General features: G+C 51.7%; 23 protein-coding genes and 1 tRNA gene. 16 read left to right on the top strand and 8 right to left on the bottom strand.

Going from position 1 to position 24,479, the window contains the following annotated elements; translation table 11 throughout:
• Positions 1-161: 161 nt before the first annotated feature.
• A complete protein-coding gene (locus tag BQ6873_RS15345; protein WP_076593429.1) occupies positions 162-848 on the top strand; it encodes a response regulator in 687 nt (228 codons plus the stop codon).
• Positions 826-2,244: a sensor histidine kinase gene (locus tag BQ6873_RS15340; protein WP_076593428.1), complete on the top strand. Its 1,419-nt coding sequence runs from the start codon at positions 826-828 to the stop codon at positions 2,242-2,244. Before BQ6873_RS15345 ends, BQ6873_RS15340 begins: the two co-directional genes overlap by 23 nt.
• 108 nt (positions 2,245-2,352) lie before the next feature.
• On the opposite strand, the gene BQ6873_RS15335 is transcribed toward BQ6873_RS15340, so the two are convergent.
• On the bottom strand, positions 2,353-3,795 hold the full coding sequence (locus BQ6873_RS15335) for a porin (protein WP_231949364.1): 1,443 nt from the start codon (positions 3,793-3,795) through the stop codon (positions 2,353-2,355).
• Here BQ6873_RS15335 and BQ6873_RS18100 point away from each other — a divergent pair.
• The 5 genes from BQ6873_RS18100 to trmB all read left to right on the top strand — a co-directional run bounded on the left by BQ6873_RS18100 (position 3,794) and on the right by trmB (position 8,177).
• Complete coding sequence (locus tag BQ6873_RS18100) at positions 3,794-4,042, top strand: hypothetical protein (RefSeq protein ID WP_162274192.1); 249 nt, start codon at positions 3,794-3,796, stop codon at positions 4,040-4,042. The two genes, BQ6873_RS15335 and BQ6873_RS18100, sit on opposite strands and share 2 nt — an antisense overlap.
• Before the next feature lie 642 nt (positions 4,043-4,684).
• Positions 4,685-5,932 (top strand): serine hydrolase domain-containing protein, encoded by a 1,248-nt coding sequence (locus BQ6873_RS15330; protein WP_231949363.1) that lies wholly within the window; start codon positions 4,685-4,687, stop codon positions 5,930-5,932.
• Positions 5,933-6,163: 231 nt separating this feature from the next.
• Positions 6,164-7,216, top strand: a complete 1,053-nt coding sequence (locus tag BQ6873_RS15325) for a M29 family metallopeptidase (RefSeq protein WP_076593426.1) — start codon at positions 6,164-6,166, stop codon at positions 7,214-7,216.
• A 94-nt stretch (positions 7,217-7,310) separates the two neighbouring features.
• Positions 7,311-7,384 (top strand) — tRNA-Gly (locus BQ6873_RS15320).
• Positions 7,385-7,457: 73 nt separating this feature from the next.
• Positions 7,458-8,177, top strand: coding sequence for a tRNA (guanosine(46)-N7)-methyltransferase TrmB (trmB, locus tag BQ6873_RS15315; RefSeq protein ID WP_076593425.1), 720 nt, complete (start codon positions 7,458-7,460; stop codon positions 8,175-8,177).
• A gap of 53 nt (positions 8,178-8,230) precedes the next feature.
• Here trmB and recQ read toward each other — a convergent pair whose 3' ends face one another.
• The 3 genes from recQ to BQ6873_RS15300 all read right to left on the bottom strand — a co-directional run bounded on the left by recQ (position 8,231) and on the right by BQ6873_RS15300 (position 11,393).
• On the bottom strand, positions 8,231-10,051 hold the full coding sequence (gene recQ, locus BQ6873_RS15310; RefSeq protein WP_076593424.1) for a DNA helicase RecQ: 1,821 nt from the start codon (positions 10,049-10,051) through the stop codon (positions 8,231-8,233).
• A 9-nt stretch (positions 10,052-10,060) separates the two neighbouring features.
• Positions 10,061-10,894 carry an undecaprenyl-diphosphate phosphatase gene (locus BQ6873_RS15305; RefSeq protein ID WP_076593423.1) on the bottom strand — a complete coding sequence of 278 codons (834 nt, stop codon included), beginning with the start codon at positions 10,892-10,894 and terminating at the stop codon, positions 10,061-10,063.
• Between the two features lie 232 nt (positions 10,895-11,126).
• The gene (locus BQ6873_RS15300) at positions 11,127-11,393 is read right to left on the bottom strand and encodes a YkgJ family cysteine cluster protein (RefSeq protein ID WP_076593422.1); all 267 of its coding nucleotides are present in this window, start codon (positions 11,391-11,393) and stop codon (positions 11,127-11,129) included.
• A gap of 373 nt (positions 11,394-11,766) precedes the next feature.
• Between BQ6873_RS15300 and BQ6873_RS15290 the strand changes: the two genes are divergently transcribed.
• The 3 genes from BQ6873_RS15290 to BQ6873_RS15280 are packed head-to-tail and all read left to right on the top strand — an operon-like array spanning position 11,767 to position 14,119.
• Positions 11,767-12,423, top strand: coding sequence for a protein-L-isoaspartate O-methyltransferase family protein (locus BQ6873_RS15290; protein WP_076593420.1), 657 nt, complete (start codon positions 11,767-11,769; stop codon positions 12,421-12,423).
• A gap of 9 nt (positions 12,424-12,432) precedes the next feature.
• Complete coding sequence (locus BQ6873_RS15285) at positions 12,433-12,756, top strand: rhodanese-like domain-containing protein (protein ID WP_076593419.1); 324 nt, start codon at positions 12,433-12,435, stop codon at positions 12,754-12,756.
• A gap of 58 nt (positions 12,757-12,814) precedes the next feature.
• Positions 12,815-14,119 carry a TolC family outer membrane protein gene (locus BQ6873_RS15280; RefSeq protein WP_076593418.1) on the top strand — a complete coding sequence of 435 codons (1,305 nt, stop codon included), beginning with the start codon at positions 12,815-12,817 and terminating at the stop codon, positions 14,117-14,119.
• A gap of 32 nt (positions 14,120-14,151) precedes the next feature.
• On the opposite strand, the gene BQ6873_RS15275 is transcribed toward BQ6873_RS15280, so the two are convergent.
• Positions 14,152-14,793 carry a TetR family transcriptional regulator gene (locus BQ6873_RS15275; RefSeq protein ID WP_076593417.1) on the bottom strand — a complete coding sequence of 214 codons (642 nt, stop codon included), beginning with the start codon at positions 14,791-14,793 and terminating at the stop codon, positions 14,152-14,154.
• A 246-nt stretch (positions 14,794-15,039) separates the two neighbouring features.
• Here BQ6873_RS15275 and BQ6873_RS15270 point away from each other — a divergent pair, with 246 nt between their 5' ends.
• Genes BQ6873_RS15270 through BQ6873_RS15260 form a run of 3 tightly spaced genes read left to right on the top strand, consistent with a single transcriptional unit; the run spans position 15,040 to position 20,897 of the window.
• The gene (locus BQ6873_RS15270) at positions 15,040-16,302 is read left to right on the top strand and encodes an efflux RND transporter periplasmic adaptor subunit (protein ID WP_076593416.1); all 1,263 of its coding nucleotides are present in this window, start codon (positions 15,040-15,042) and stop codon (positions 16,300-16,302) included.
• 12 nt (positions 16,303-16,314) lie between these two features.
• Positions 16,315-19,464, top strand: a complete 3,150-nt coding sequence (locus BQ6873_RS15265) for an efflux RND transporter permease subunit (protein ID WP_076593415.1) — start codon at positions 16,315-16,317, stop codon at positions 19,462-19,464.
• Positions 19,461-20,897: an efflux transporter outer membrane subunit gene (locus tag BQ6873_RS15260; RefSeq protein ID WP_076593414.1), complete on the top strand. Its 1,437-nt coding sequence runs from the start codon at positions 19,461-19,463 to the stop codon at positions 20,895-20,897. Before BQ6873_RS15265 ends, BQ6873_RS15260 begins: the two co-directional genes overlap by 4 nt.
• A gap of 60 nt (positions 20,898-20,957) precedes the next feature.
• On the opposite strand, the gene BQ6873_RS15255 is transcribed toward BQ6873_RS15260, so the two are convergent.
• Positions 20,958-21,689 (bottom strand): TetR/AcrR family transcriptional regulator, encoded by a 732-nt coding sequence (locus BQ6873_RS15255; protein ID WP_231949362.1) that lies wholly within the window; start codon positions 21,687-21,689, stop codon positions 20,958-20,960.
• On the opposite strand from BQ6873_RS15255, the gene BQ6873_RS15250 reads away from it, so the two are divergent.
• Positions 21,688-22,539: a metal-dependent hydrolase gene (locus BQ6873_RS15250; RefSeq protein WP_076593413.1), complete on the top strand. Its 852-nt coding sequence runs from the start codon at positions 21,688-21,690 to the stop codon at positions 22,537-22,539. The two genes, BQ6873_RS15255 and BQ6873_RS15250, sit on opposite strands and share 2 nt — an antisense overlap.
• Positions 22,540-22,643: 104 nt before the next feature.
• On the opposite strand, the gene BQ6873_RS15245 is transcribed toward BQ6873_RS15250, so the two are convergent.
• Positions 22,644-22,940: a hypothetical protein gene (locus BQ6873_RS15245; RefSeq protein WP_076593412.1), complete on the bottom strand. Its 297-nt coding sequence runs from the start codon at positions 22,938-22,940 to the stop codon at positions 22,644-22,646.
• Between the two features lie 196 nt (positions 22,941-23,136).
• Between BQ6873_RS15245 and BQ6873_RS15240 the strand changes: the two genes are divergently transcribed.
• Together BQ6873_RS15240 and BQ6873_RS15235 are read left to right on the top strand one after the other, a co-directional pair.
• Complete coding sequence (locus BQ6873_RS15240) at positions 23,137-23,661, top strand: DUF3617 domain-containing protein (protein WP_076593411.1); 525 nt, start codon at positions 23,137-23,139, stop codon at positions 23,659-23,661.
• 162 nt (positions 23,662-23,823) lie between these two features.
• Positions 23,824-24,144, top strand: coding sequence for a hypothetical protein (locus tag BQ6873_RS15235; protein ID WP_076593410.1), 321 nt, complete (start codon positions 23,824-23,826; stop codon positions 24,142-24,144).
• Positions 24,145-24,265: 121 nt separating this feature from the next.
• Here the strand turns inward: BQ6873_RS15235 and BQ6873_RS15230 are convergent, their stop codons facing one another.
• Entirely contained in the window at positions 24,266-24,460 is a 195-nt protein-coding gene (locus BQ6873_RS15230) for a hypothetical protein (protein WP_076593409.1), read from the bottom strand.
• Positions 24,461-24,479 lie beyond the last annotated feature (19 nt).

Raw genomic sequence — 24,479 nt, 5'->3', positions numbered from 1 at the left:
TTAACATCACAAAACTGCTGCTCGCACAAAATCTGTAGCCCTAGTTGCAGTACATGGTGTTACCATCAAAAACCATTTTTGTACCGTAACAACGCTGCCTCCATTCTTGATATAACTTCCTGCCCCTCCTTGCAACTGCACTGATTTTCAGCATACCGATTATGCGTATCCTCATCATTGAAGACGATCCCTTATTGGCAGATGGCATTAGCCAATTAATGCGCACTTCCGGTCATAACGTAGATTCCGTTGCGAGTGCCGAACTTGCTGCACCGGCTCTTGCTAGCGAAGTATTCGATCTGATACTGCTGGATGTCGGCTTGCCAGGCATCGATGGTTTTGAATTTCTGAAGAAACTGCGTGCCGACAATTGCCGCACGCCCGTCCTCGTGTTGACTGCACGCGATGCCCTCAATGAAAAAGTGCGCGGTCTCAATCTTGGTGCCGATGATTACCTGACTAAACCGTTTGCAAGTGAAGAACTGTTTGCTCGCGTGACTGCACTGGAACGCCGCATGCATGGTCGCATCAGTCAGCAACGCATACACGGCCCCTTGGTACTGGATGAAGGTGCGCATAGAGCATGGCTGGATGGAAAACCTTTGGATCTGCCCTTGCGCGAATGGGCCATACTGCTTTTTCTTCTCGACAATGTGGAGCGCGTCGTCAGCAAGGAACGCATTACAAGAGCACTCTGCAATTGGGAACAGGACATGAGTGGCAAGGCGGTCGAAGTCTATGTATCACGCCTGCGCACCAAGCTTGAAGCAGGTGGCATCATCATTCGTACCGTACGCGGTATTGGCTATATGCTGGAAGAGAACTATGCAGTACGGCAGCCTACGTAAAGCGCTCATCAAGCGCTTGTCGCTTACTCTCGGCTTGTCGCTCTTACTGTTGATACCGCTACTCTATTTCCTGGTGCAGCGACCTGCCGTCAAGGCATACGACATCGATCTATCAGATGCCACGCGTTCATTGATTCCATCTTTGCAGATTGTGAATGGCAAAGCGCAGTTCACTTTCCCGCAGGCGGCAGAAGACATACTGCGCACTGACAGCCACGACAACATTTACTATCTTGTACTCGGACCTGGTGAACAATTCATAGCCGGCGACCAAGGTCTGCCTTTGCCTGATCCTGCGCACAAGCTCACCAAACCCCTACTCTACAACGCCGTGTATCTCGACCACGATGTAAGGGTCAGTGCCATACCGCACAATATAGACGGGCAACAATTCATTTTCCTCACAGCAGAGACAACCAAGAAGCGGCAGTTGCTTGCGTTTAATACAACCATCGCAACCATCGTATCCTTGCTGGTCTTGATCATCGTGAGCACGATTAACGTCTGGTACAGCACCAACCAAGCACTGGTTCCATTAGACAAGATACGCAAGGCCTTGCACGGCATGCAGCATCACAATCTGGAGGCACTGGATGAAAATCTCGTTCCGACTGAAATCAAACCTCTGGTGCAGGAATTCAATAGCCTGTTGCAACGTCTGGATGCTTCTGCCGAAGGACAGCAACGCTTTGTCGCCAATGCAGCGCATCAATTACGCACACCACTAGCCGGCGTACAAACTCAGCTTGAATTGCTGCGTGACGAAACCAACAGCCAAATACATGAGCAACGCATTACACAAAGTATTCACGCGATTGAGCGTCTTGCGCACTTGGTGCATCAAATGCTTGCGTTGCTTTCATCCGTACCTGGTGGACGAGAAACCTCAGTGCAAACGCTGGTCAATATTTCAGATGTCATACGTGAACGCTCGACAGAATGGGTGCATCTGGCTACACCGCGCATGGTCGATCTCGGTTTTGAACTGGAAACAGTCCACGTCTATGGCGACTCCTTGTTGATAGGAGAAATGATCGCCAATCTGGTGGATAACGCGCTGCGCTATTCACCCATAGGCTCCATCGTGACGGTACGTTGCCGACAACAGGATGCGCTATCGATTATCGAGGTGGAAGACAATGGCCCCGGCATTCCAACCAAAGAGCGAGAATTGGTATTCGAACGTTTTTATCGCAGCGCCGCTTTCGCAGCGATCTCCGGCAGCGGCCTTGGCTTAGCCATCGCACGGGAAGTGGTATACGGCCTTAACGGGAGCATACGCATCGAGACGCCATCATCAGGGAAAGGTTGCCTGATCGTGGTGGAATGTCCTGCGCCCGCGACGAAACAAATCCCTATGGAACATACAGACATACTTGCCACACAAGCAGTCTGAATATCAGACCATTACAACATCTGTCTCATTCAATAAATCATAAATAAAAAAACGGTAACCCCATCAGGGATTACCGTATCAAGAGACAACTCCTTCTTTCGACAGCAATTAGAACTTGTAGTTCATCCCTAAAGAGATACCTTGCAAATGACCGCCCGCATAACAATTTGGCGCACCATTCGCAACGCTATTCCCATCGTGACAATCAGTTGTCACGCCACGGCCACCCGCTCCCAGATCATAGTGGGCATACGCACTATTGATGGTGGCTGCATAGTTTGCATACCAACTGAATTGCTTGTCGACCTGACGCTTGTAAGCCAGCGTATACATATTCGCCGCATTATTCGCATTCGGCGTACCGAGCACACCCAGCACTGGCGTGTTGTGCTGTCCTGGATCGCCTGGCGTTTTTCCTGCATGTGCCCAACCCAGAGACACACTGTCTTTCTCAGAAAGTTCCTGCGTCACGGCTAACCAACTACCGTTACGCGAACGCTCGTTTTGCTCAATTAAATACGCTGGAATATTGCGACGCATCGCCTCGAAAATGGCGCTGACCGTTGTTTTGGTTGGGAAGGTGTATTGCGCACCTACTTTGTAAGCATATTCATTGCCCACATCGTTGACGTCCCCACCTTGATCGCCACTGCGGTTGACGCGCTGATGCAACTCATACGCACCGACGAGGTACAAAGGACCCTTTTCATAGGAGACACTCGCACTGTATGCGCTGCCATAGCTGCCGTCGCTACAGTCAACGATGGTGCCATTGCCACCACTACCTGGAACATTGCCGCCAGTACAATCGGATTCGCCACTGGCTTGAATATTGTTTTCAAACCCGCGGTTCTGTCCCGGCGAAACCAATGCATTGACACGGAAGCCATTGATATTCGGTGATTCATACCAGAGCGCATGATCCAGACGCGTACCAAACTCGACGCGATTATCACCGCCGGTATTACCCATGATGGCTGAATAGTCACCTATCATGCCGGAGAATGGATTCATGCGGCTGGTAGACGATTTGTATGGCGCATCGGTTTTACCAACCTTGAATGCACCCCAGGTGGAATTGGCAATACCGAGGTAACTGTTACGCGAGGTCAGCGCACCCTTGACCTGATCACTCTGCGCACTGGTGGAAGCACCTGTACCAGCAGTCGCAGAAATATCCAATTGCGTTTCCAGTTGATAGACCACCTTGGTGTTCTCATCAAGCGCATGCGATCCGCGTACACCTACATACGAAATATTGGTTGAGATATCCGGTTGCCAGCCGACGTTGCCAACCGGTGCCGTCCCGTTGGGATAGGATTTTTTCAAACCTTTGGTGCTGGAATCTACCGAGAGATTCAAGTCACCGTAAAACTCCACATCCTTGATCGCATCAAAGAAGGTATTCGCCCGCTTGCTCACTTCAGGCGACATGGTCATTTCTTTTTTCGCTGCCGTTTGTGTTTCCGCTACCTGTCCCAACTTCGCCGACAACATCTGCACTTGTTGTTCCAAAGCCTTGATGCGCGCGTCGGTATCAGAGTCAGCCATGGCCGCACTGGACAACATCAAGGAAGGAAGTGAAAACATGACAAAAAACGCCGCCTGCAAGGGCTTCAACTTAAGCTTCATATATGGTCTCCATCATCCTAATTTTTTAATAAAAATTGACGCACAACACATGATTGAGCGCAGCAGAACTCTCGGTGAAAAGCGCCACTTTGTTCTCGCCAGGAGACGTATGGGTGTTACGTTCTCTTTCGCATCACACGATAAAAACGGTGCGCTAAAAATGTGATTTAAAGTCTTTGCGCACACCGTTTTTGCGATGCTGATAGCGCGCTAAGTCATTGTCAATAAAGGATATTTTTACTAATTTTAATGAAAGCAAAGTGAAGAAATTTGGAGGGGAAGTTGCAAGCTTGCTTGTGATGAAGATGAAAGCTTGATGCAAGAAATGCTGTTTTTTCGCACCAAAAAAAGGCGTATCAATTTCTATAAAAAATCCTTAGTTATACAAATCAATGCTTTATCTCTTTCGTAAAAAAATTTGAAAGAATTAATGCCTAATGTAGATAAAGCACAACAGATGGACTGGAAATCGAATAGTAAAAATAGATGAAAGTCTTTGCCCCAACCGTTTTACTCAAATCAAGGTGCATTGGTCAGCACATCCGTCGAACAAGAAGAAAGCATGTACGATCATGCTTGATAGCCATCTCATACAACAGGTATGTATACATAGTGGAACGCTCGCGCATCTCGCTGCAAAGAAAAATTGCTCTACATCAGGATTAGACTGACAGAGTACGAAATACAAACCCGATTGAATCGAAAGGTTGAGATGAAGCTGAAAAACATACTGCGACATATACGCAGCACCTGCTTACACAGCGCTGTTATCGCTTGCGGATTGACATCAATCGCATCGGCGGCCGACATGACTACCTTCCCTGACGCTGCAGCCAGCGATCCCGCCAAGCTGGGTTGGATGGTTGGCTCGCCACCACCGCCTGACCGCATACTGCGCTTTGACGATGGCAGCTATTTCCGCTTCCCTGCCATGCGCTGGAGCGTCTCCAACTTCCGCCAATTGATGCCGACGGTCAACGTCTCGCGTGGTTTGGGCGATCCAGTTCCGCTACCTCGTGCCATACGCACCGACATCGATAAATTGCGTTTCGTGCCGCTGGGCGCCACGCAAGCTATGACATGGGAAGAATCGCTGGCAGCCAATTACACCGACGGCATCGTGGTTCTGCATCGCGGTCGCGTTGTATATGAACGCTATTTCGGCGTATTGAAACCGGATGGTCAGCACGGTGCCATGTCCGTCACCAAATCAGTCATCGGCACGCTAGGTGCCATGCTAGTCGCAGAAGGTCGTCTCGATGCGAACAAACAAGTCGCCGACTACGTACCCGAACTAGCCAAGTCGGCCTTTGGCAACGCGACCATACGCCAAGTGCTGGACATGACTACCGCGCTCAAATACAGCGAAGACTATGCAGATCCGAACGCCGAAGTCTGGGCGCATGCACAAGCCGGCAATCCTTTGCCCAAACCCAAGGACTACACAGGTCCGCGCAGCTATTTTGAATTTCTCCAGACAGTTCAACCACAAGGAAAACACGGTGAGGCCTTCGGCTATAAGACAGTCAATACTGATGTATTGGGCTGGGTCATCGCACGTGTGACCGGCCGCAATGTCGCCGATCTGTTGTCCGAACGTATCTGGCGTCGCCTCGGTGCTGAACAAGATGCCTACTTCACCGTCGATTCGATAGGTACGCCATTTGCCGGTGGCGGCTTGAATACCGGCTTGCGCGATCTGGCACGTTTTGGCGAAATGATGCGTAACAACGGCAAGTTCAATGGACAACAGATCGTACCGAAAGCAGTCATAGACGACATACGCCACGGCGGTGACAAGGAAGCCTTTGCCAAGGCGAACTACAAACTGTTACCTGGCTGGAGCTACCGCAATATGTGGTGGGTCACGCACAATGAAGATGGCGCTTACACCGCCCGCGGCGTGCATGGACAAACCATCTATATTGATCCAAAAGCTGAAATGGTGATCGCACGCTATGCATCCTTCCCGATAGCAGGCAATGCTGCCAACGATCCAACCTCGCTGCCGGCTTACCATGCACTGGCGCAGTTTCTACGGACACAACGTCGCTGACGCCAGGGTACGTGCCACACCACATGGTGTAACATTCGCCATCGTATCGATGCACAAACAGATTCAAGGCGCACATAACAAATACCAAACTATTTGTTATGTGCTCTTCAGCCTTTCCTGATAACGTCCCATCTTGGTCACCGACCAACATGTCAGTTCAGCAAGTAATGGCACGACCTTACAGGCTACATCTTGTAATGCGATATCCCTTAGTCCCAACACTGTAAATTGATGAATAGCCCAATCGCGCACGAAGAATCTGCCAACCTGATCACCACAGAGGCGGTCGATACTGCGGAACAACATCTTCATGACATTCTCTCCATTGCGATCGCACACACACCTGCGCATGCTGCCGTAGTGGTATCGGATGCGCAGTGCCATCTCGCCGTCGCCCTTACCGAGGCTTACCGACGCTGCCTGCCGAATGCGACGTTCATCGACTTCGATGCAGTCTCGCCAGATTCCATACTTGCCGCTTTTGCAAAACTGGAAGCGAACGATTTGGTGATCTTGATCCAATCGACCAGCTTCCGTCTTGAAGCTTTCCGCATACGCATAGAACTCTTCAAGCGTTCACTCAAAGTAATAGAGCATCCGCACCTGTCGCGCATGCCTGGCGCACAAGCCCTGCATTACATCGAAGCGCTCGCCTACGACCCCGCCTATTACCGCGGCGTCGGTCAAGCGCTGAAAGCGCGTATAGATAAAGCTGGCTTCGGTGTCGTCGATAGCGGTGGCGAACGTCTGGTTTTTGCATCGCCCTTCGAGCCGGCCAAACTGAACATTGGCGATTACAGCGAGATGAACAACGTCGGTGGTCAATTCCCCATCGGTGAAGTGTTTACCGAAGCGCAGGACCTGGAAGCAGTCAACGGTCGCGTACGAATTTTTGTCTTTGGCGACACTTCATTCCGCGTCAACAAACCCGAGCAACCCATCACTTTGGTCATCAGCAAAGGTCGTGTCACCGACGTGATTAATTCGACACCGGAATTCGACCAGGTGCTTGCCAACATCCGCGCCGATGAAGGCGAAGTATGGTTGAGAGAACTGGGCTTTGGTATGAACCGCGCGTTTTCACAAGAACGCATGGTTGATGACATTGGCACTTACGAGCGCATGTGCGGCATCCATCTGTCATTAGGAGCCAAGCACGGCGTCTACAACAAACCTCAAATCAGAAGAGCGACCGCTCGCTATCACGTGGACGTCTTTGCCGTAACGCAAGCCGTCTATCTGGACGATGAGGTGGTGTATAGCAACGGTGCATGGCAAGTCTGATGGCGCAATAGCTTTATATTTCTTCTCTGCCATTGCATCTGTCACGCCGCTGATTCCCAAGCACCAGACAAACCCGCGTAAAATGCGGCTACACGCGGGTGTAGTTCAGTGGCAGAACGAAAGCTTCCCAAGCTTTAGACGAGGGTTCGATCCCCTCTACCCGCTCCAGCCATGATGACATCATGGCACTTTTCCTTGGCAACACTGCGCTCAGTTCGCAGCATTTACAGAACACTTCAGCATGACCGATAACAAATCCGAAGACGGACAGAACAAGCCACTTTTTTACGATCCGACTGAACATCGTATCCGCAGCTTCGTCACGCGCGCAGGCCGCTTGTCGACAGCACAAGGCCGTGCGATTGAAGAACTCGGACCGCAATTCTTCATTCCGTATGTCAAAGCACCGCTGGATATAGATCAGGCATTTGGTCGCAGCGCACCGACGATTTTCGAAATCGGCTTCGGCATGGGCGAAACCACGGCAAAAATCGCAGCCGGCATGCCTGAGAAAAATTTCATCGGTGTGGAAGTACACACACCAGGCGTTGGCAGTTTGCTCAAATTGATCGGCGAGCAAAGCTTAAGCAATCTGCGCGTGATTCAGCATGATGCTTTTGAAGTGCTGACGAATATGATCGCGCCAGAATCTTTGGCGGGTGTGCACGTGTTCTTCCCTGATCCATGGCACAAGGCGCGCCACAACAAGCGCCGTCTGATCCAGCCGCCGCTGGTGGCCTTGCTGTCCTCACGTATCAAAAAAGGTGGTTATCTGCATTGCGCCACTGATTGGCAGGAATACGCTGAACAGATGTTGGAAGTATTGGGCGGAGAGCCTAGCTTGCAAAATACGGCTGAAGGCTATGCGCCGCGTCCCGACTATCGCCCAGTGACGAAATTCGAGAATCGCGGATTGAAGTTAGGACACGGCGTGTGGGATTTGGTGTTCGAGAAAAAGTAAATTCGCGTTTTTTAACTGCGCATTTACTTTTCGTATTTAATCTTCAAGCGGCCTTAATCCATCTCAGCGATTAAGGCCACAATATCTGCACCGTAAGTCTCCAGCTTCTTCTCACCAACACCACTGACGCCGCGTAAATCATCCAGCGAACCAGGCTGTGCCTTGGCAATCTCGCGCATCGTCGCATCGTGGAAAATGACATAGGCTGGCACATTGTGTTTGCGTGCAGTCTCCATACGCCACCAGCGCAACTTCTCGAAGATCGCCTGCTCGGCCGCCGACAAATCGGTTTCAACAAATCCTTTCGGCTTGCTGGTTGCACGTTTGGATTTGACCGGTTTTTGATATTCGCGCAGTTGTACTTTCTCGCCGCCCTTCAAGACCGGACGCGCAGCTTCGGTCAACTTGAGTGCGCCATACGATTCGTGATCAACGCTGACCAAACCCAAGGCTATCGATTGCCGCAGAATTGCGCGCCATTCCGCTTCACTACGATCTGAGCCTATACCGAAAGTAGAAACCTGTTCGTGCTGCCATTGCTTGATCTTGTCGGAATCCACACCACGCAATACATCCAGCACGTGCATCGCACCGAAACGTTGATCTACGCGATAGATGGTCGATAGCAACTTCTGCACCGCGACCGTCGCATCGAATGAACGCGGCGGATTGAGACAGGTATCGCAATTGCCGCAAGGCGTTGATGACTGACCGAAGTAAGTCAGCAAGCGCTGACGACGGCAATACAGCGTCTCGCACAAACCCAACATCGCATCGAGTTTGACGCTCTGCACACGTTTGAAAGTTTCATCCGCTTCCGACTCATCGATCATGCGACGCTGCTGCACCACGTCCTGCAAACCGTAAGCCATCCACGCATTTGCCGATGCACCATCGCGACCGGCACGACCGGTTTCCTGATAATAGCCTTCTATGCTTTTCGGCAAATCCAGATGCGCAACGAAGCGTACATCCGGTTTATCTATACCCATACCGAACGCGATGGTCGCGACCATCACGATGCTTTCTTCACGTAGAAAGCGCGCCTGATTTTTACTGCGTGTGGCAAAGTCCATACCGGCGTGATACGGCAAAGCGGTGATGCCGTTTTCACTCAAGAATTCAGCAGTCTCTTCGACCTTCTTGCGCGACAGGCAGTACACGATGCCGGCATCGCCAGCATGTTCGCTTTCAATAAAATCCAGCACCTGCTTGCGCCCGTTAGCCTTCTCGACGATCTGATAACGGATGTTCGGTCTATCGAACGAAGACACAAACATGCGTGCATCGTCGAGTTGCAAGCGATGGGCAATTTCCGCACGGGTCTGATGATCGGCAGTCGCGGTCAGCGCAATGCGCGGCACGTTGGGAAAACGTTCATGCAAGACCGACAGCTTGATGTATTCAGGGCGGAAATCATGCCCCCATTGCGAGACACAGTGCGCTTCATCAATCGCGAACAAGGCGATCTTGCTGGCTTCCAGCATGTCAAGACAACGCGGCGTCATCAGACGCTCAGGCGCGACGTACAGCAGATCCAGATCGCCGGTGCGCAAGCGTCGCTCTATGCGCGACGACTCTTCGAAAGTTTGAGTGGAGTTCAAAAAGGCAGCGCGTACGCCAACCTCGGCCAGCGCATCAACCTGATCCTGCATCAAGGCGATCAAGGGCGAAATGACGACACCAACGCCATCGCGTAGCAAGGAAGGAATTTGATAACACAGCGACTTGCCGCCGCCGGTTGGCATCAGCACTAAGGCATCGCCACCGCGCGTGACAAGATCGACGATCTCGGCCTGCTCACCGCGAAAGGATGAGTAGCCGAAAACGGTTTCAAGTATATGCAGCGCTTGCGCGCCAAGGTCACTGTTCATTAACGCTGCTTAATCTGCCCACACTACCCATCCGTAATAGGCACTCAACAAGACAAACAAGCCGAACACGATGCGGTAGTACGCAAAGAAGGTGAAGTCATGTGTACTGATATAACGCAGCAACCAGCGCACGCACAGGAAGGCCGAAACAAACGCTGCCAAGCCGCCAAGGCCGAACAAAGGAATATCCGCCATCGACAACAAGGCACGGTCTTTGTAGACGGAATAAACCGTTGCACCCAACAGCGTCGGGATTGCGAGGAAGAAGGAAAACTCGGTTGCCGCTTTGCGCGACAGACCAAAGAACATGCCGCCGATAATGCTCGCGCCGGAACGGCTGGTACCTGGAATCAGCGCAAACGCCTGCGCGCAACCAACCTTGAGCGCATCCAGCACTGTCATGTCATCCACCGTTTCAACGCGCGCGACAAAAGTCGTATTACGGTTGCGACGTTCTATCCACAAGATGATGAAACCGCCAACAATGAAAGCGATCGCAACCGGCACTGGTGCAAATAATTTCTCTTTAATCTTGCTGGCGAAGACCAAGCCCAGCAGCGCCGCCGGCAAAAAGGCGACCACAATATTCAATGCAAATTTTTGCGCCTTGCGCTCGGTGAGCAAACCGCTCAACACCGCAGCGATGCGGGCACGGTATTCCCAAACCACGGCCAGCATTGCGCCAGTCTGAATCGCAATTTCAAAAACTTTAACCTTGGGACCGGTGAAGTCCAGCAGGCTGCCTGCAAGAATCAAATGTCCGGTCGATGAAATCGGCAAAAACTCCGTAAAGCCTTCGACGATGCCCATGATGATGGCTTTAAGCGCGAGAATTGGATCCATGGCGATGTAATCTGTATGAGGAGGTAATAAAAAACCCGCCGGTTGTGACGCCGTACGGGTTACAACGTATGCGATAAATCGGTATTTCTTAACGCCGCGAGTACATCAAGCAGCGTGATCATGCGGGTTCAAAGGTTACCACGAGACCGCATGCCGCTGTGCTGATTTTGCCCTGCCAGCACAGCTATTGCCGCACTGAAAGCCGCCGTATCACGCACGCTATCGTTCCGACTCACGCTGCAGTCAAACGTTCCAGTGTCGTCAAATAAATCATCGCATCTTCACGCGTCGCGCCGCACATTTCCAGTTGCGGCTGCAAACCACCGCATACGGCAGGTCGCTCCGGCTGACCGAAGATGAGGCAACGATTATCCTTATCCAGTTGCACGCAGCGCACTCCCGCCGGCTTGCCATTGGGCATGCCTGGAATCGGAGAAGAGATCGACGGTGCTGTACAGCAGGCACCGCAATCGGAGCGACAACGCAATAAATTAGTCATTCGACAATTCGTTCAATAAAGCAATGAATGGAATGGCGCGGAAGGCGCGATTTTACCGGGATAGTGTGGAGAAAGCGTTTTTAGTGCCACAAATCCGCATCCAAATGCGCCTCAGGCTTGACGCTGTCAGGGTGGGCGCTTACATTACGGGAGCCTTGGCAAAGGCTTTCATCCCGTGCCAAGTCAGCACAGTGTCGCAAACACTGGCCATGTCGTGACAACACCCTCCCCGGAATGGTTAAGTCCACTCGTTTCATTGCTTTGCGCTAGTGCGCAGACAATGATGCGTCTGTTCCCATGGTCAAACATCGGCGCGGTGCCCGCCATTTGATAAAATGCCTGTTTTCTTATTTAGCTACCTAGAGTCGACAAAATGAACATCGAAAAAGCCCGTTTCAACATGATCGAACAGCAAATTCGTCCTTGGGATGTGCTCGATCTGGACGTCCTCGAATTATTGGTTGTCGTCAAGCGCGAAGCATTCGTTCCGCTGGCCTACCGCGCACTCGCATTTGCCGACAGCGAAATCCCGCTGCCACACGGCGAAAACATGCTGACGCCAAAACTCGAAGCACGCATCATGCAGGAACTGGCCGTCAAGAAACATGAAAACGTGTTGGAAATCGGCACAGGCTCAGGCTATATGGCTGCATTGCTGGCGCACAAAGCGCGCCACGTGACATCCGTTGAAATCGAACCTGAACTGAAAACACTGGCAGAAAAGAATCTGGCCGACTACGGCGTCAGCAATGTCACCGTTGTACAAGGCGATGGCGCACAAGGCTGGACCGGTGGCGATGCAACTTATGATGTCATCGTCGTCTCTGGCTCGCTGCCAGTCGTACCGGAAGGCTTGCTCGCCAATATCAAAATCGGCGGCCGCTTGTTGGCCATCGTCGGTACTGCACCGGCCATGACTGCGCAAATCATCACTCGTACATCGGATATCGGCTACACCACAGTCGGTCTGTTTGAAACAAGTGTGAAGCCATTGCGTAACGTTGCTACACCATCACAGTTCAAGTTCTAAGGAATCGCAATGCAACACTTGACCGCGCCGGAGCTGGCAGCGTTGATCGCAGAGTCGCCTGACTCTGCTCCCGTTTTACTCGACGTGCGCGAGCCATGGGAATATCAAACCTGCCAGATTGCAGGCTCGGTCTCGATTCCTATGAACACCATTCCTGTCCAGTTAGAACAACTGGACAAGGATGCGCACATCGTCTGCGTTTGCCATCACGGCGCACGCAGCATGCGGGTCGCACACTTCCTGGAAGCTAATGGTTTTACGCAAGTGACCAATCTAACCGGCGGCATCCACGCATGGGCGCAGCAAGTCGATCCGGCTATGCCGACCTACTAATCAAACGCATTATTCTTCGTAACTTAGTCCACTGATAGCCCACTTCCCCGGAAACGCAATGCGCAATGCCAAGCTCGTCACGCTGATCGCAACTGCTTTTCTCTCTCTGCCGGTACACGCAGTGAATTTGTTGCAGGTCTATCAGGAAGCGCTAGTCAACGATGCCGTCTACGCCAGTGCACGCGCAAATCTAAGTGCAGGTCAGGAAGTATCCGTACAAGGTCGAGCAAATTTGCTGCCGCTCATCGGCGTCAGCGGCTCATACCAAAAGGCACAACGCGATAACGTTCCTGATGTCAAAACGCACGGCTACACACTGTCACTATCGCAACCGCTATTCGACGTGGCTGCCTGGCAGAATTACGAACAAAGCAAACTAGCGGTGGCAGCCAGCGAAGCTGCCTTCGCCGTGGTGCAACAGGATTTGATCCTGCGCGTGTCGCAAGCTTACTTCGATGTGTTGGCAGCGCAAGATACGCTGGCTGCACTGCAAGTACAAAAAGGTGCCATCAGTGAACAACTGGCATCGGCCAAACGTAATTTTGAAGTTGGCACTGCCACCATCACCGACACGCACGAAGCGCAAGCACGCTACGACTTGGTGATCGCACAGGAATTCGGCGCACAAAATGATTTGGCGATTAAACGTACAGCCCTGCAACAAATCATAGGCAAGCCGCCAGCCGAATTAGCCATCTTGCGTACTGGCGTTGAATTGAAAGCGCCGGAACCGGCGCAAATCGATACCTGGGTCAGCAGCGCAGAAACACAAAACTTCGTTGTACTGCAACAGAAACTGGCACTGGAAATCGCCAAGCGCGAAATCACACGCAATCGCGCCGGCCATTATCCGACGGTCGATCTGGTTGCCAGTCGCAACGAAACCAATCAGCGCACCAGCACGATACAAGGTTTGAATAACGGCACTGGCCCGACCAATACCATAGGTGTGCAATGGTCCATTCCGCTCTTTAGCGGCTTTGCGATTACGAGTCGGGTACGCCAGGCGATTGCACTGGAAGATAGAGCACGTTCCGATCTGGAAACAGCACGCCGTATCGCTGCACAAAATGCGCAGCAAGCCTACTTGGGTGTGAATAGCGGCTTAGCGCAAGTGAAGGCATTGCAAGCGGCAGAAGTATCCAGCCGTTCTGCCTTGGAATCGAATCGTTTGGGTTATCAGGTTGGCGTGCGCATCAACATCGATGTGCTGAATGCGCAGCAACAATTATTCATTACGCAGCGCGATCTGGCGAAAGCACGTTACGACACTTTGATGAATAGCCTGCGCTTGAAATCGGCAGCAGGTTCTTTGCAGGAACAGGACTTGGCGCAGATCAATACTTTATTGACGCTGCCCTGAATGTAATACGCCATCCGCAGATGGCGTCATCGTCACGCTTTCTTCAAACGCAAGGACGGTGCATTGCGCAAGCTATCGAGGCAAGCATCAATCAAGGGCTCCGCAACAGTTTTCAAATCGAAACTGCTTGGTGAAAACAGCCAATCATTCAATAAGCCAATGACATGACTATGCAAAGTCAGCACAGCTAAACGCGTATCGAGATCAGCCGGTAATTGCCCCAAGGTAACCGCCTCCGCCAAAATACGCTCCATGTTTTCCAAACCCTGACGATGGCATTCGCGTTGACGCACCCAGATCGGATCATTCTGATCAACCAATTCGCATTTCAGGAATAGAATATCCAGCACTTGGCGCGAACGCGGATTATCGACGACGTCGCGCAGCAGATAAATCCAGGTATGGCGTAAATGTCCCAGCGGATCCCGCACGAATTGATCCTTTGGTGTGCTCATCATCATTTCCATAGGCAAGCGTACGCGCTCACACATGGCTTCAAACACATCACCCTTGTTCTTGAAATGCCAATAAATCGCGCCACGCGTCACGTCTGCTGCGACTGCAACATCAGCCAATGACGATTGTGCAAGGCCACGTGTAAAGAACACTTGTTCCGCAGCATCAAGGATGCGGTTGCGCGTCTCTAGTGCCTCTTCTTTGGTAGAGCGAGCCATAAAATCATAGTCCTGTCATAATTTTCGAATATTTATGTATGCTTGAAGACATCAAAATAGCAATTTCCACACATACATACATTCGCGAATGTATGTATAATACCCGATTTACTGCATAGCATCAAAACAAAGCATTCAGATCATCTTGCAAAGAATGAATGTTTTGTCATTTTTTCTGCTTCACCCTTTTCTTTACCGGGCTGTCGATGTTCTGGCGGCACTATCCACTTACCGTGCGAGATGTTTATGAGTTCACTTCCCCGTTTGACACGCCTTAGCGCCGCTCTCTTCCTTATTTATGCACTCGCTGCTTGCGGTGCAAAATCAGACCAGGCCGGAGCACCTCCCCCACAAGAAGTTTCCGTCGTCACAGTTCAGCCAGGTGTATTGGGCGTTACCAATGAACTGCCAGGCCGTATGGAATCCATACGCGTCTCCGAAGTACGTGCTCGTGTACCTGGCATCGTATTGAAACGCGTGTTCCGCGAAGGTAGTGACGTCAAAGCTGGCACACCTTTGTTCCAGATCGATCCGGCGCAACTGCAAGCTACTTATAACAGCGCCGATGCTGCCGTAGCACGTGCAGAAGCGACCTTGCTGCAGGCAGAGTTGAAAGCCAAACGCTACAAGCCACTGGTTGAAACCAATGCCGTCAGCAAACAGGAATATGACGATGTCGTCGCGACCGAGAAGCAAGCAATCGCTGATCTGGCCTCGGCCAAGGCAGCGCGTGAAAATGCACGTTTATCGCTCGGCTATGCCAACGTAACTGCACCTATCTCAGGCCGTGTTGGTCGTGCTCTGGTAACCGAAGGTGCACTGGTTGGTCAGGGTGACGCCACACCGCTCGCCATTGTTCAGCAAATCGATCCTATCTACGTCAACATGACGCAGTCAGCGAACGAAGTACTGAAGCTCAAACGCGCAATGGATCAAGGTCAATTGAAGAGCGCTGGCAAAGGTGCTGCCAAAGTAACTCTGGTTACTGACGATGGTCAGGAATACAGCCGTGCCGGCAAACTTTTGTTCTCCGACCTGACGGTTGATGAAAGCTCTGGCTCCATCACGCTGCGCGCTGAATTCCCTAACCCGGATGGCTTGCTGTTACCTGGCATGTATGTACGCGCTCGCATTGAACAAGCGGTAGATGAAAACGCCATCACCGTGCCGCAACAAGCTGTGGTGCGTACGCCTGCCGGTTCCGCTGTGATGGTCGTCGGTGCCGACGGCAAAGTTGTTTCGCGTCCAGTTAAAACCGGCAACTCCAGCGGCAACTCATGGATCATTACCGACGGTCTGAAAGAAGGCGATCAAGTCATCGTCGAAGGTCTGCAAAAAGTGCAACCAGGTGCAACTGTCAAAGCAATTCAATGGCAAAAACCAGCACCTGCCGGCGCAGCTCCTGCGGCCGCTCCAGCTGCTCCTGCAGCAGATGCAGCCAAGCCAGCTGCAAAGCCAGAACAAGCCGCCCCTGCAGACAAGACCGCAGAACAACCGAAGTCGAAGTAAGGGAGTACTGTAATGGGTAAATTTTTTATTGACCGCCCGGTCTTTGCCTGGGTGTTGGCGATCTTCATCATGCTCGCGGGCGTGCTGGCGATTACCAGCCTCCCGGTTTCGCAGTACCCGAACATCGCACCACCGCAAATTGTCGTTACTGCCAACTATCCTGGCGCGACGGCACAAACGCTGGACGATAGCGTCACCAGTCTGATCGAACAGGAAATGAACGGCGCCGATGGTTTGCAATACATCGAATCGCAAAGCCAGGCCAATGGCCAGGTACAAATCACGGTAACGTTTTCTCCAGCAACCAATCCTGATCTGGCTGCCGTTGATGTACAAAACCGCTTGAAACGCGTGGAAGCACGTTTGCCTGCTGCGGTCACGCAACAAGGTGTGCAAGTAACCAAATCGCGTAGTAACTTCCTGCTGTTCATCGGTCTGTCATCGACCGACGGCAAGCTGGATGCGGTTGCGCTGGGTGATTATCTGTCGCGTAACGTGCTCAATGAAGTCAAGCGCGTTCCTGGCGTTGGTCAAGCGCAGTTGTTCGGTACCGAACGTGCGATGCGCATCTGGATCGATCCAGCCAAACTGGTTGGTCTGAACCTGACTCCATCCGATGTCAGCACAGCAATCACGGCACAAAATGCATTGGTAGCTGGCGGTACGCTGGGCGACTTGCCAGCTCCGGGCACGCAACAGATTTCCGCCACCGTGGTGGTGAATGGTCAACTGAACAGCACTGAGCAGTTCGGCAATATCGTCCTGCGCGCCAACAAGGATGGTTCGACCGTGCGTCTGCGCGATGTCGCCCGCATCGAAGTCGGCGGCCAATCGTATGCGACCTCGGGCCGTCTCGATGGCAATCCAACGTCCTTCATCGGTGTGCAATTATCGCCAACCGCAAATGCGCTGGGCACGGCAACTGCAGTACACAAGAAAATGGATGAACTGTCGAAGTACTTCCCGGCAGGCGTGAAATACACCATCCCTTACGACACCTCCAAGTTCGTCAAGATCTCTATCGAAGAAGTGGTTAAAACACTGATCGAAGCGATTATCCTGGTGTTCCTGGTGATGTATCTGTTCTTGCAGAACATCCGCTATACATTGATCCCAACCATCGTCGTACCGGTTGCATTGCTGGGTACATTTGCGACCTTGCTGTTGTTCGGCTTCTCGATCAACGTGCTGACCATGTTCGGTATGGTGCTGGCGATCGGTATTCTGGTCGATGATGCGATTGTGGTAGTGGAAAACGTCGAACGCATCATGAGCGAAGAAGGTTTGTCGCCGCGTGACGCAACTCGCAAAGCGATGGGCCAGATTACCGGCGCGCTGATCGGTATTACGTTGGTGCTGATTGCGGTGTTCATCCCGATGGCATTCTTCGGCGGTGCGGTCGGTGCAATTTACCGTCAGTTCTCCTTGTCGATGGTTGCATCGATGGTGTTCTCGGTATTGATGGCGTTCACGCTGACACCAGCACTGTGCGCAACCTTGCTGAAACCGGTAGAAAAAGGTCATCACCACGAAAAAGGTGGTTTCTTCGGCTGGTTCAATCGTCGCTTCAATAGCACTGCTGCAGGCTATCAAGGCTTCGTCGCCAAGATGCTGAAGCAGACCGGCCGCTATATGATTATCTACGTCGTGTTGCTGGTCGGCGTCGGCGTGTTGTACACACGTCTGCCCGCATCTTTCCTGCCGAATGAAGATCAAGGCTACATCATTACCAACGTCCAGTTGCCACCAGGTGCCAGCACCGGTCGTACGCTGGAAGTCATCAAGACCATTGAAAATTATTATCTGAAAGAATCTGCAGTCGAGCACGTGATTGCGATTGCCGGCTTCAGCTTCTCGGGTAACGGTCAAAATGCGGCGCTGGTATTTACACCATTGAAGGATTGGAGCAAACGTAATGCTTCCGAATCTGCTGATGCCGTTGCCGGCAAAGCATTCGGTGCATTCATGGGAATCAAGGATGCGATTGTGTATCCACTGAATCCTCCACCAATTCCAGAACTGGGTAATGCAACCGGCTTCACCTTCCGTCTGCAAGATCGTGCAGGCCTTGGACATGACGCTTTGGTTGCAGCACGCAATCAAATGCTCGGCATGGCAGCACAAAGTAAAGTGCTGGCAGGTGTACGTCCAGAAGGTTTGGAAGATGCGCCTCAGTTACAACTGGACATTGATAGAGATAAAGCCAATGCCTTGGGCGTGCCATTCGCGACGATCAACAGTGTGCTTTCCACTGCACTGGGTTCTGCTTACGTGAATGACTTCCCGAATCAGGGTCGTCAGCAACGTGTGATCGTCCAGGCCGATGCGCCTAGCCGTTTGCAACCGGAAGATCTGACCAGACTCTATGCACGCAGCTCGGCAGGCACCATGGTTCCATTCTCGTCATTCGTGACGTCGAAATGGATTACCGGCCCTGTGCAATTGATACGTTACAACGGCTATCCGGCAATGAAGATTTCCGGCGGTGCAGCACCTGGACATAGTACGGGTGAAGCAATGGCAGAAATGGAAGCCTTCGTCGCCAAGTTGCCACCTGGTTTTGGTTTCGAATGGACTGGTCAGTCGCTGGAAGAAAAAACCTCCGGCTCGCAAGCTCCTGCGCTGTATGCACTGTCGCTGATCGCCGTATTCCTGGTGTTGGCTGCATTGTATGAAAGCACCTCGATTCCGTTCTCGGTGATGTTGGTGGTGCCACTCGGTATCTTTGGTGCACTGCTTGGTGTGACGCTGCGCGGCATGCCGAATGACGTGTACTTCAAGGTCGGCATGATTGCGGTGGTTGGTTTGTCTGCGAAGAACGCGATTCTGATTATTGAATTTGCGAAAGACTTGCAGGCACAAGGCAAGGGATTGATAGAAGCGACACTGGAAGCAGTCCATCTGCGGTTCCGTCCTATTATCATGACCTCGCTCGCGTTCATCCTCGGTGTATTGCCGCTGGTGCTTGCAAGCGGTGCCGGTTCGGCCAGCCAACGTGCGATCGGTACTGGTGTGATGAGCGGCATGATTACAGCAACGGTATTCGCCGTGTTCCTGGTACCGGTGTTCTTTGTGGTAGTTCGTACCATCTTCAAGGATAGCGAACGTCAACGTCGCAAGTTTGCGGCGAACAAGCCACGTGATGAGGATGAAGAATTATGATCAAACAACTGACATTGACCGTACTCGCAGCAAGCGTATTGAGCGCTTGCTCGATGGCGCCAAAATACACGCGTCCCGACGCGCCTGTTGCTGCTGAATACCCGGCGGCATCGGCGGCTGCAGATAAACAGCAACGCGCCTACGAAACTGGCTGGCGTAACTTCTTCCCTGATCAGCGCTTGCAAGGACTGATCAGTGCCTCGCTCGTCAACAATCGCGATTTGCGTGTTGCTGCCTTGCGTATTGAAGAAGCGCGTGCACAGTACAACATTCAGTGGGCAGATTTATTGCCTAACCTGAATGGCACAGCCACCGGCTCACGTGCACGCACACCGGCTTCGATATCGCAAACCGGTAGCAGCGTTGTGACCAGCAATTATCAAGTTGGTCTGGGTCTGGCTGCGTTCGAACTGGATTTCTTCGGTCGCGTACGTAGCCTGACCGATGCCGCGCTGGCCAGCTATCTGGCAACGGAAGAAGCACAACGTGCAGCGCAGATCAGCTTGGTATCGGAAGTTGCCAAAGCCTATCTGGCTGAACGCGCTTACGCCGAACAACAAGCGCTCGCACAAAGCACATTGGAAAGCCGTAAAACCGCTTACGATCTGGCAAAGCAACGTTTTGAAGTCGGCGCATCATCCGCTCTGGATTTGCGTCAAAACGAAGCTCTGCTGCAATCGGCTCGCGTCGCGCAAGTAACGCTGGCACGCCAACGTGCACAAGCCTTGAATGCATTGACACTGCTGGTCGGTCAACCATTAGTCGGTTTTCCTGAAGCACAACCGCTGTCAGCACAAAACATCGTGACCGACATCCCGGCTGGCTTGCCTTCCGATTTACTGGAGCGCCGTCCTGACATCCGCAGTGCGGAACAATCGCTGCTCGCAGCCAATGCCAATATCGGCGCAGCACGGGCCGCTTTCTTCCCGCGCATTTCGCTGACAGCAGGTTTGGGTACCGCAAGCAATGAATTGTCCGGACTGTTCGATAGTGGTTCGCGTGCATGGTCGTTTGCACCACAACTGGTGTTGCCGATTTTTGATGCAGGCCGCAATCGTGCCAATCTGACCTTGACCGAAGTACGTAAAAACATTGCCATCGCTACTTACGAGAAAAGCATACAAAGTGCCTTCCGCGAAGTCGCCGATGCTCTGGTTGCACGTGATCTGCTCGAAGAGCAAATCGATGCGCAACGTCGCGTACAAGAAGCACAGGCAGAACGTTTGAAACTGGCGAATCAACGCTTCCAGAACGGCATTGCAAGTTCGCTGGATGTACTCGATGCACAACGCGAGTTGTTCACGGCCGAGCAGGATCTGGTACAAGCTCGCTTGCTGCGTTTGACGAATGCCATCGATTTGTACCGTTCTTTGGGCGGTGGTTTGGTAGAAACAACGGTTGCTGCTGCGCCAGTTGCCACACCAAGCAAGTAAGTCAGTTTTACTTCAATAAAAAAAAGCGGACTTCGGTCCGCTTTTTTTTATCGCTGACGATTAAGCCTTTAACATTCCCCACACCATACGCACCAGTTCATCCTCGAACTCTTTCGTGCCGAGTAAAGGCGAGTTCTCCAATGAGGCACTGCGTATTGTCCCCATCACGGCACGCGTCAATACGAAAATAGTCGCCACAGTCGGCACGCGCAACGCAGGCGATTGCAACTGACTCAGTGCCAGCGCGATATGTTCAGCTCCTTCACGCATGGCCTGCATGATGTTTTCATGATGATCCATACGCCAGGCCAGACGTATCACTGAACGCTTGAAGACACCGCCGGAACCGAAAGCTTCGATCAAGCCATGTATCCGCTCACGAATGATTTGCTCCGGATCGGTATGTTCTGCCACCGCTTGCGCAAGCTTGGCTTGCATGTCGTCCATGACTTGCCGGCGCGCACGATGAATCATCGCCAGCAAAATCGCCTCTTTAGTGGGGAAGTATTGATACAGCGTGCCAATAGAGAATCCAGCCTTCTGCGCGATCTTGTTGGTGCTCAGACTAGCCTCACCCTGCTCATCAACAATCTGAGCAGTAGCATCAAAAATAGTCTCGATCGTACGTTGCGCCCTATCCTGCGTAGGCAATCTACGCATGCTTTCCGCACTTGTCCGGGCTGGTGGCTTCTTGGATGTCGGCATGAGAAAAACTGAGCAGTAAGCGAGTTGAGGAAATTCGGCAGAAGATGAATAATGCTCATATTCCATCGCAAACACAAGCGTGCTCATGAACAACTCACCTGCCAATTTGCTGATCCGCAAACTCGACATAGACCTTGCTACAGGCTTTCCGCGTCACTGGCATAACGATGACGCGTTCAAGAGCATGTATTACAACGCGCTGTCCATGAGCTTCCCGGTCGGCGAGCAGTTCTTCATCGATTCAGTACGTGCTGGTCTGGAATTACTGCCCGATACGCCGGAACATGCATCACTACGCGTAACTATCCGACAATTCATCGGGCAAGAAGCCACGCATCGCCACATTCACTATCTCTACAACAGTCATCTGGAAAAACAAGGTCTGAACAATCACTGGCAACACTGGGCGCTCCGTCGTATTGCCATTGCCGAAAAATACAAATTTCATCCGCTAAGCCTGCTTGCTATCACTGCGGCTTATGAACATTGCACCGCCATTCTGGCCGACGGCACACTGCGTTACGCCAACTGGTTCGATGGTGCCGAACCCAAAATGCAAACGCTATGGCGTTGGCATGCGGCAGAAGAAACCGAACACAAGGCAGTCGCTTACGACCTGTATCAAACATTGGGGGGTGGTTATATGCGACGCGTATCTTGGTACGCCTATACTGCGCTCTTATTCATATTGGAAGCAGGCTCGCAGACGCTGCTCAATCTGCACCGTGACAAATCATTATTCAGAGCTAGCACTTACTGGTCGGCATTGAAATTTCTATTTGGAAAAAATGGCAGCATCTGGCGCTACACACTGCCCATGCTGCAGTATTTCAGCTATCGCTTTCATCCAAACAAACATGGCAAGCGCGAACTGGCGGAGCAATGGCTGAACGACAATGCCGAACTGTGGCGTGACGTAAATGCTCGGGTTAATTAAATCAGGAATCGCGGCAACAAAAAAGGGAAACCATTATGTGGCCTCCCTTTTTTATGCAATCTGCAAGTCCAGACAGCTATCCGTTGATGGATTGCATCAACATGCTAAGCAGCGACGGACTCCTTTTTGCCTGTCGCTGCTTTGGGGAAATTGGTTGTCGACTGAATTTGTTCAGCCAGCGATCTTGCCAGCGGCTCGAACACCGCACGACGTTGCTCTGTTAATTGCTCGCCGGGTTGACCGTACACCAGACTAGTTACCTTGCAGCTACCGGATGTACAAGCGCTCAACAGAATCTGACCTAATTGGCCAAGTTCGCTGTGTCGCAAGATATATTCGTAGGAAGTTGCAGAGATGGGTTTCCGCTGCGCGGTAACATTCGGTGGTAATTGAAATGACATATTTTGTGCTCCGTTTCTGTCTCTATTCTCGTCGTATTCGTGTTTTTTTCGTATCCCATCGATATGGGATATCGATTAAGAATTATTCGAATGACGCTCTCTATTTTTATGTGCCGATATCTTTCGGCGATCATTTGAACCTCCTTCCGCAATTGTACTCAGAAGGGCATCTGATTTAACATTTTCGGGAAAGTTCATGCGTAAATTTTTATTGCCCTTATCGCTGTTGTTAGCATTTACTTCCTCTGTACACGCTGCTGAAAATACAATGCGGCCAGGATTGTGGGAAATGTCAGCGACATCAGATTTACTTTCTCTCGCTGAACAAATTCCACCAGATCAAATGCAGAACTTGAGCAACTTGGCAAAACAATATGGTTTTGACATGCCAAAAATCCAGAATGGTGCAGCCACCTCCAAAGTCTGCATCACAAAAGAAATGGCCGAGCAAAAAATCCCGCCCTACCTTTATCATCGCCAATCCGGTTGTGAAGCCCGCAATGCCATACGCGTGGAGAATCGCTACACGGCTGATCTTGCTTGCTCCGGCAATCAGATAAACGGACAAGGCAAGACAGAAGCGACGCTGACAACATCGGAGAGTTTTACCGGACGCACTGAATTCAAAGGTCAGGTGCGCGGCATTCCTGTTGATGAATCTGCCAATACCAGCGGTCGCTGGTTGGGACAAAGTTGCCCTGCGACTAAAACCGGCAATTAATTTTCGTATATGCCGATCACACGGCATATACATCCGTAATACGTCTATCTGCAGCACCTGAAGAAGACGCTACAGATACATGTCGTAACAAACCTTACGGATTTGCTCTAGATATCGATCCGGCTATGGCATTTAATAGAGCCATCGATCAAGGAGCTAGTGATGAAAAAATATATTACGATTTCAGCCGGATTATTTGCCACAGTGGTGATGCTGTTTGCCGCAGCACCTGCGATGGCACGCGTGAATGTAGATCTCAATATCGGCGTACCTATCGGTCCTGTCTATGCACCAGCACCGGTTTACGTTCAACCGCAACCTGTCTATATGCAGCCACAGCCCGTATATGTACAACCAGGCCCTGTCTACGTGCAACCGCGCCCTTACTACGGTCCGCGCTACTACAGACATCACCACTACGATCATCGTCATTACGATCGAGACTATGATCGCGGTCACGGTCGCGGCCATGACCGTCATTAATACACAAAAATGAATATGACCGCACGCTCATCGTCGACCGTAGTCACGATGAGCGTCGTTTTATTTTCAATGGGGATTAGCGGCGACTAAAACTTCTGACCGCGCATATTGAAACAGAGCACTATTCGCTGTACGGCCCGCAGCAAGAGCAAGGACCATGTCCATGTTGAACACGGCGGTAATCTACCGGCAACGTGCCTTCTTCCTCAGCACCATCAGCCTTCGCCACGACGCGTTTATATTTCGTTTCAAGTGACGTCGCAGGCTCAAGCAAGGCTTGCTCGGCAGATAATTCCGTCTTGTTTTCTGTATTCATGCTGTATTCCTGTCTTCGT

Source organism: Herminiimonas arsenitoxidans (assembly GCF_900130075.1).
GTDB classification, from domain to species: domain Bacteria; phylum Pseudomonadota; class Gammaproteobacteria; order Burkholderiales; family Burkholderiaceae_D; genus Oxalicibacterium; species Oxalicibacterium arsenitoxidans.
This window is presented reverse-complemented; position numbering and strand designations above follow the sequence as displayed.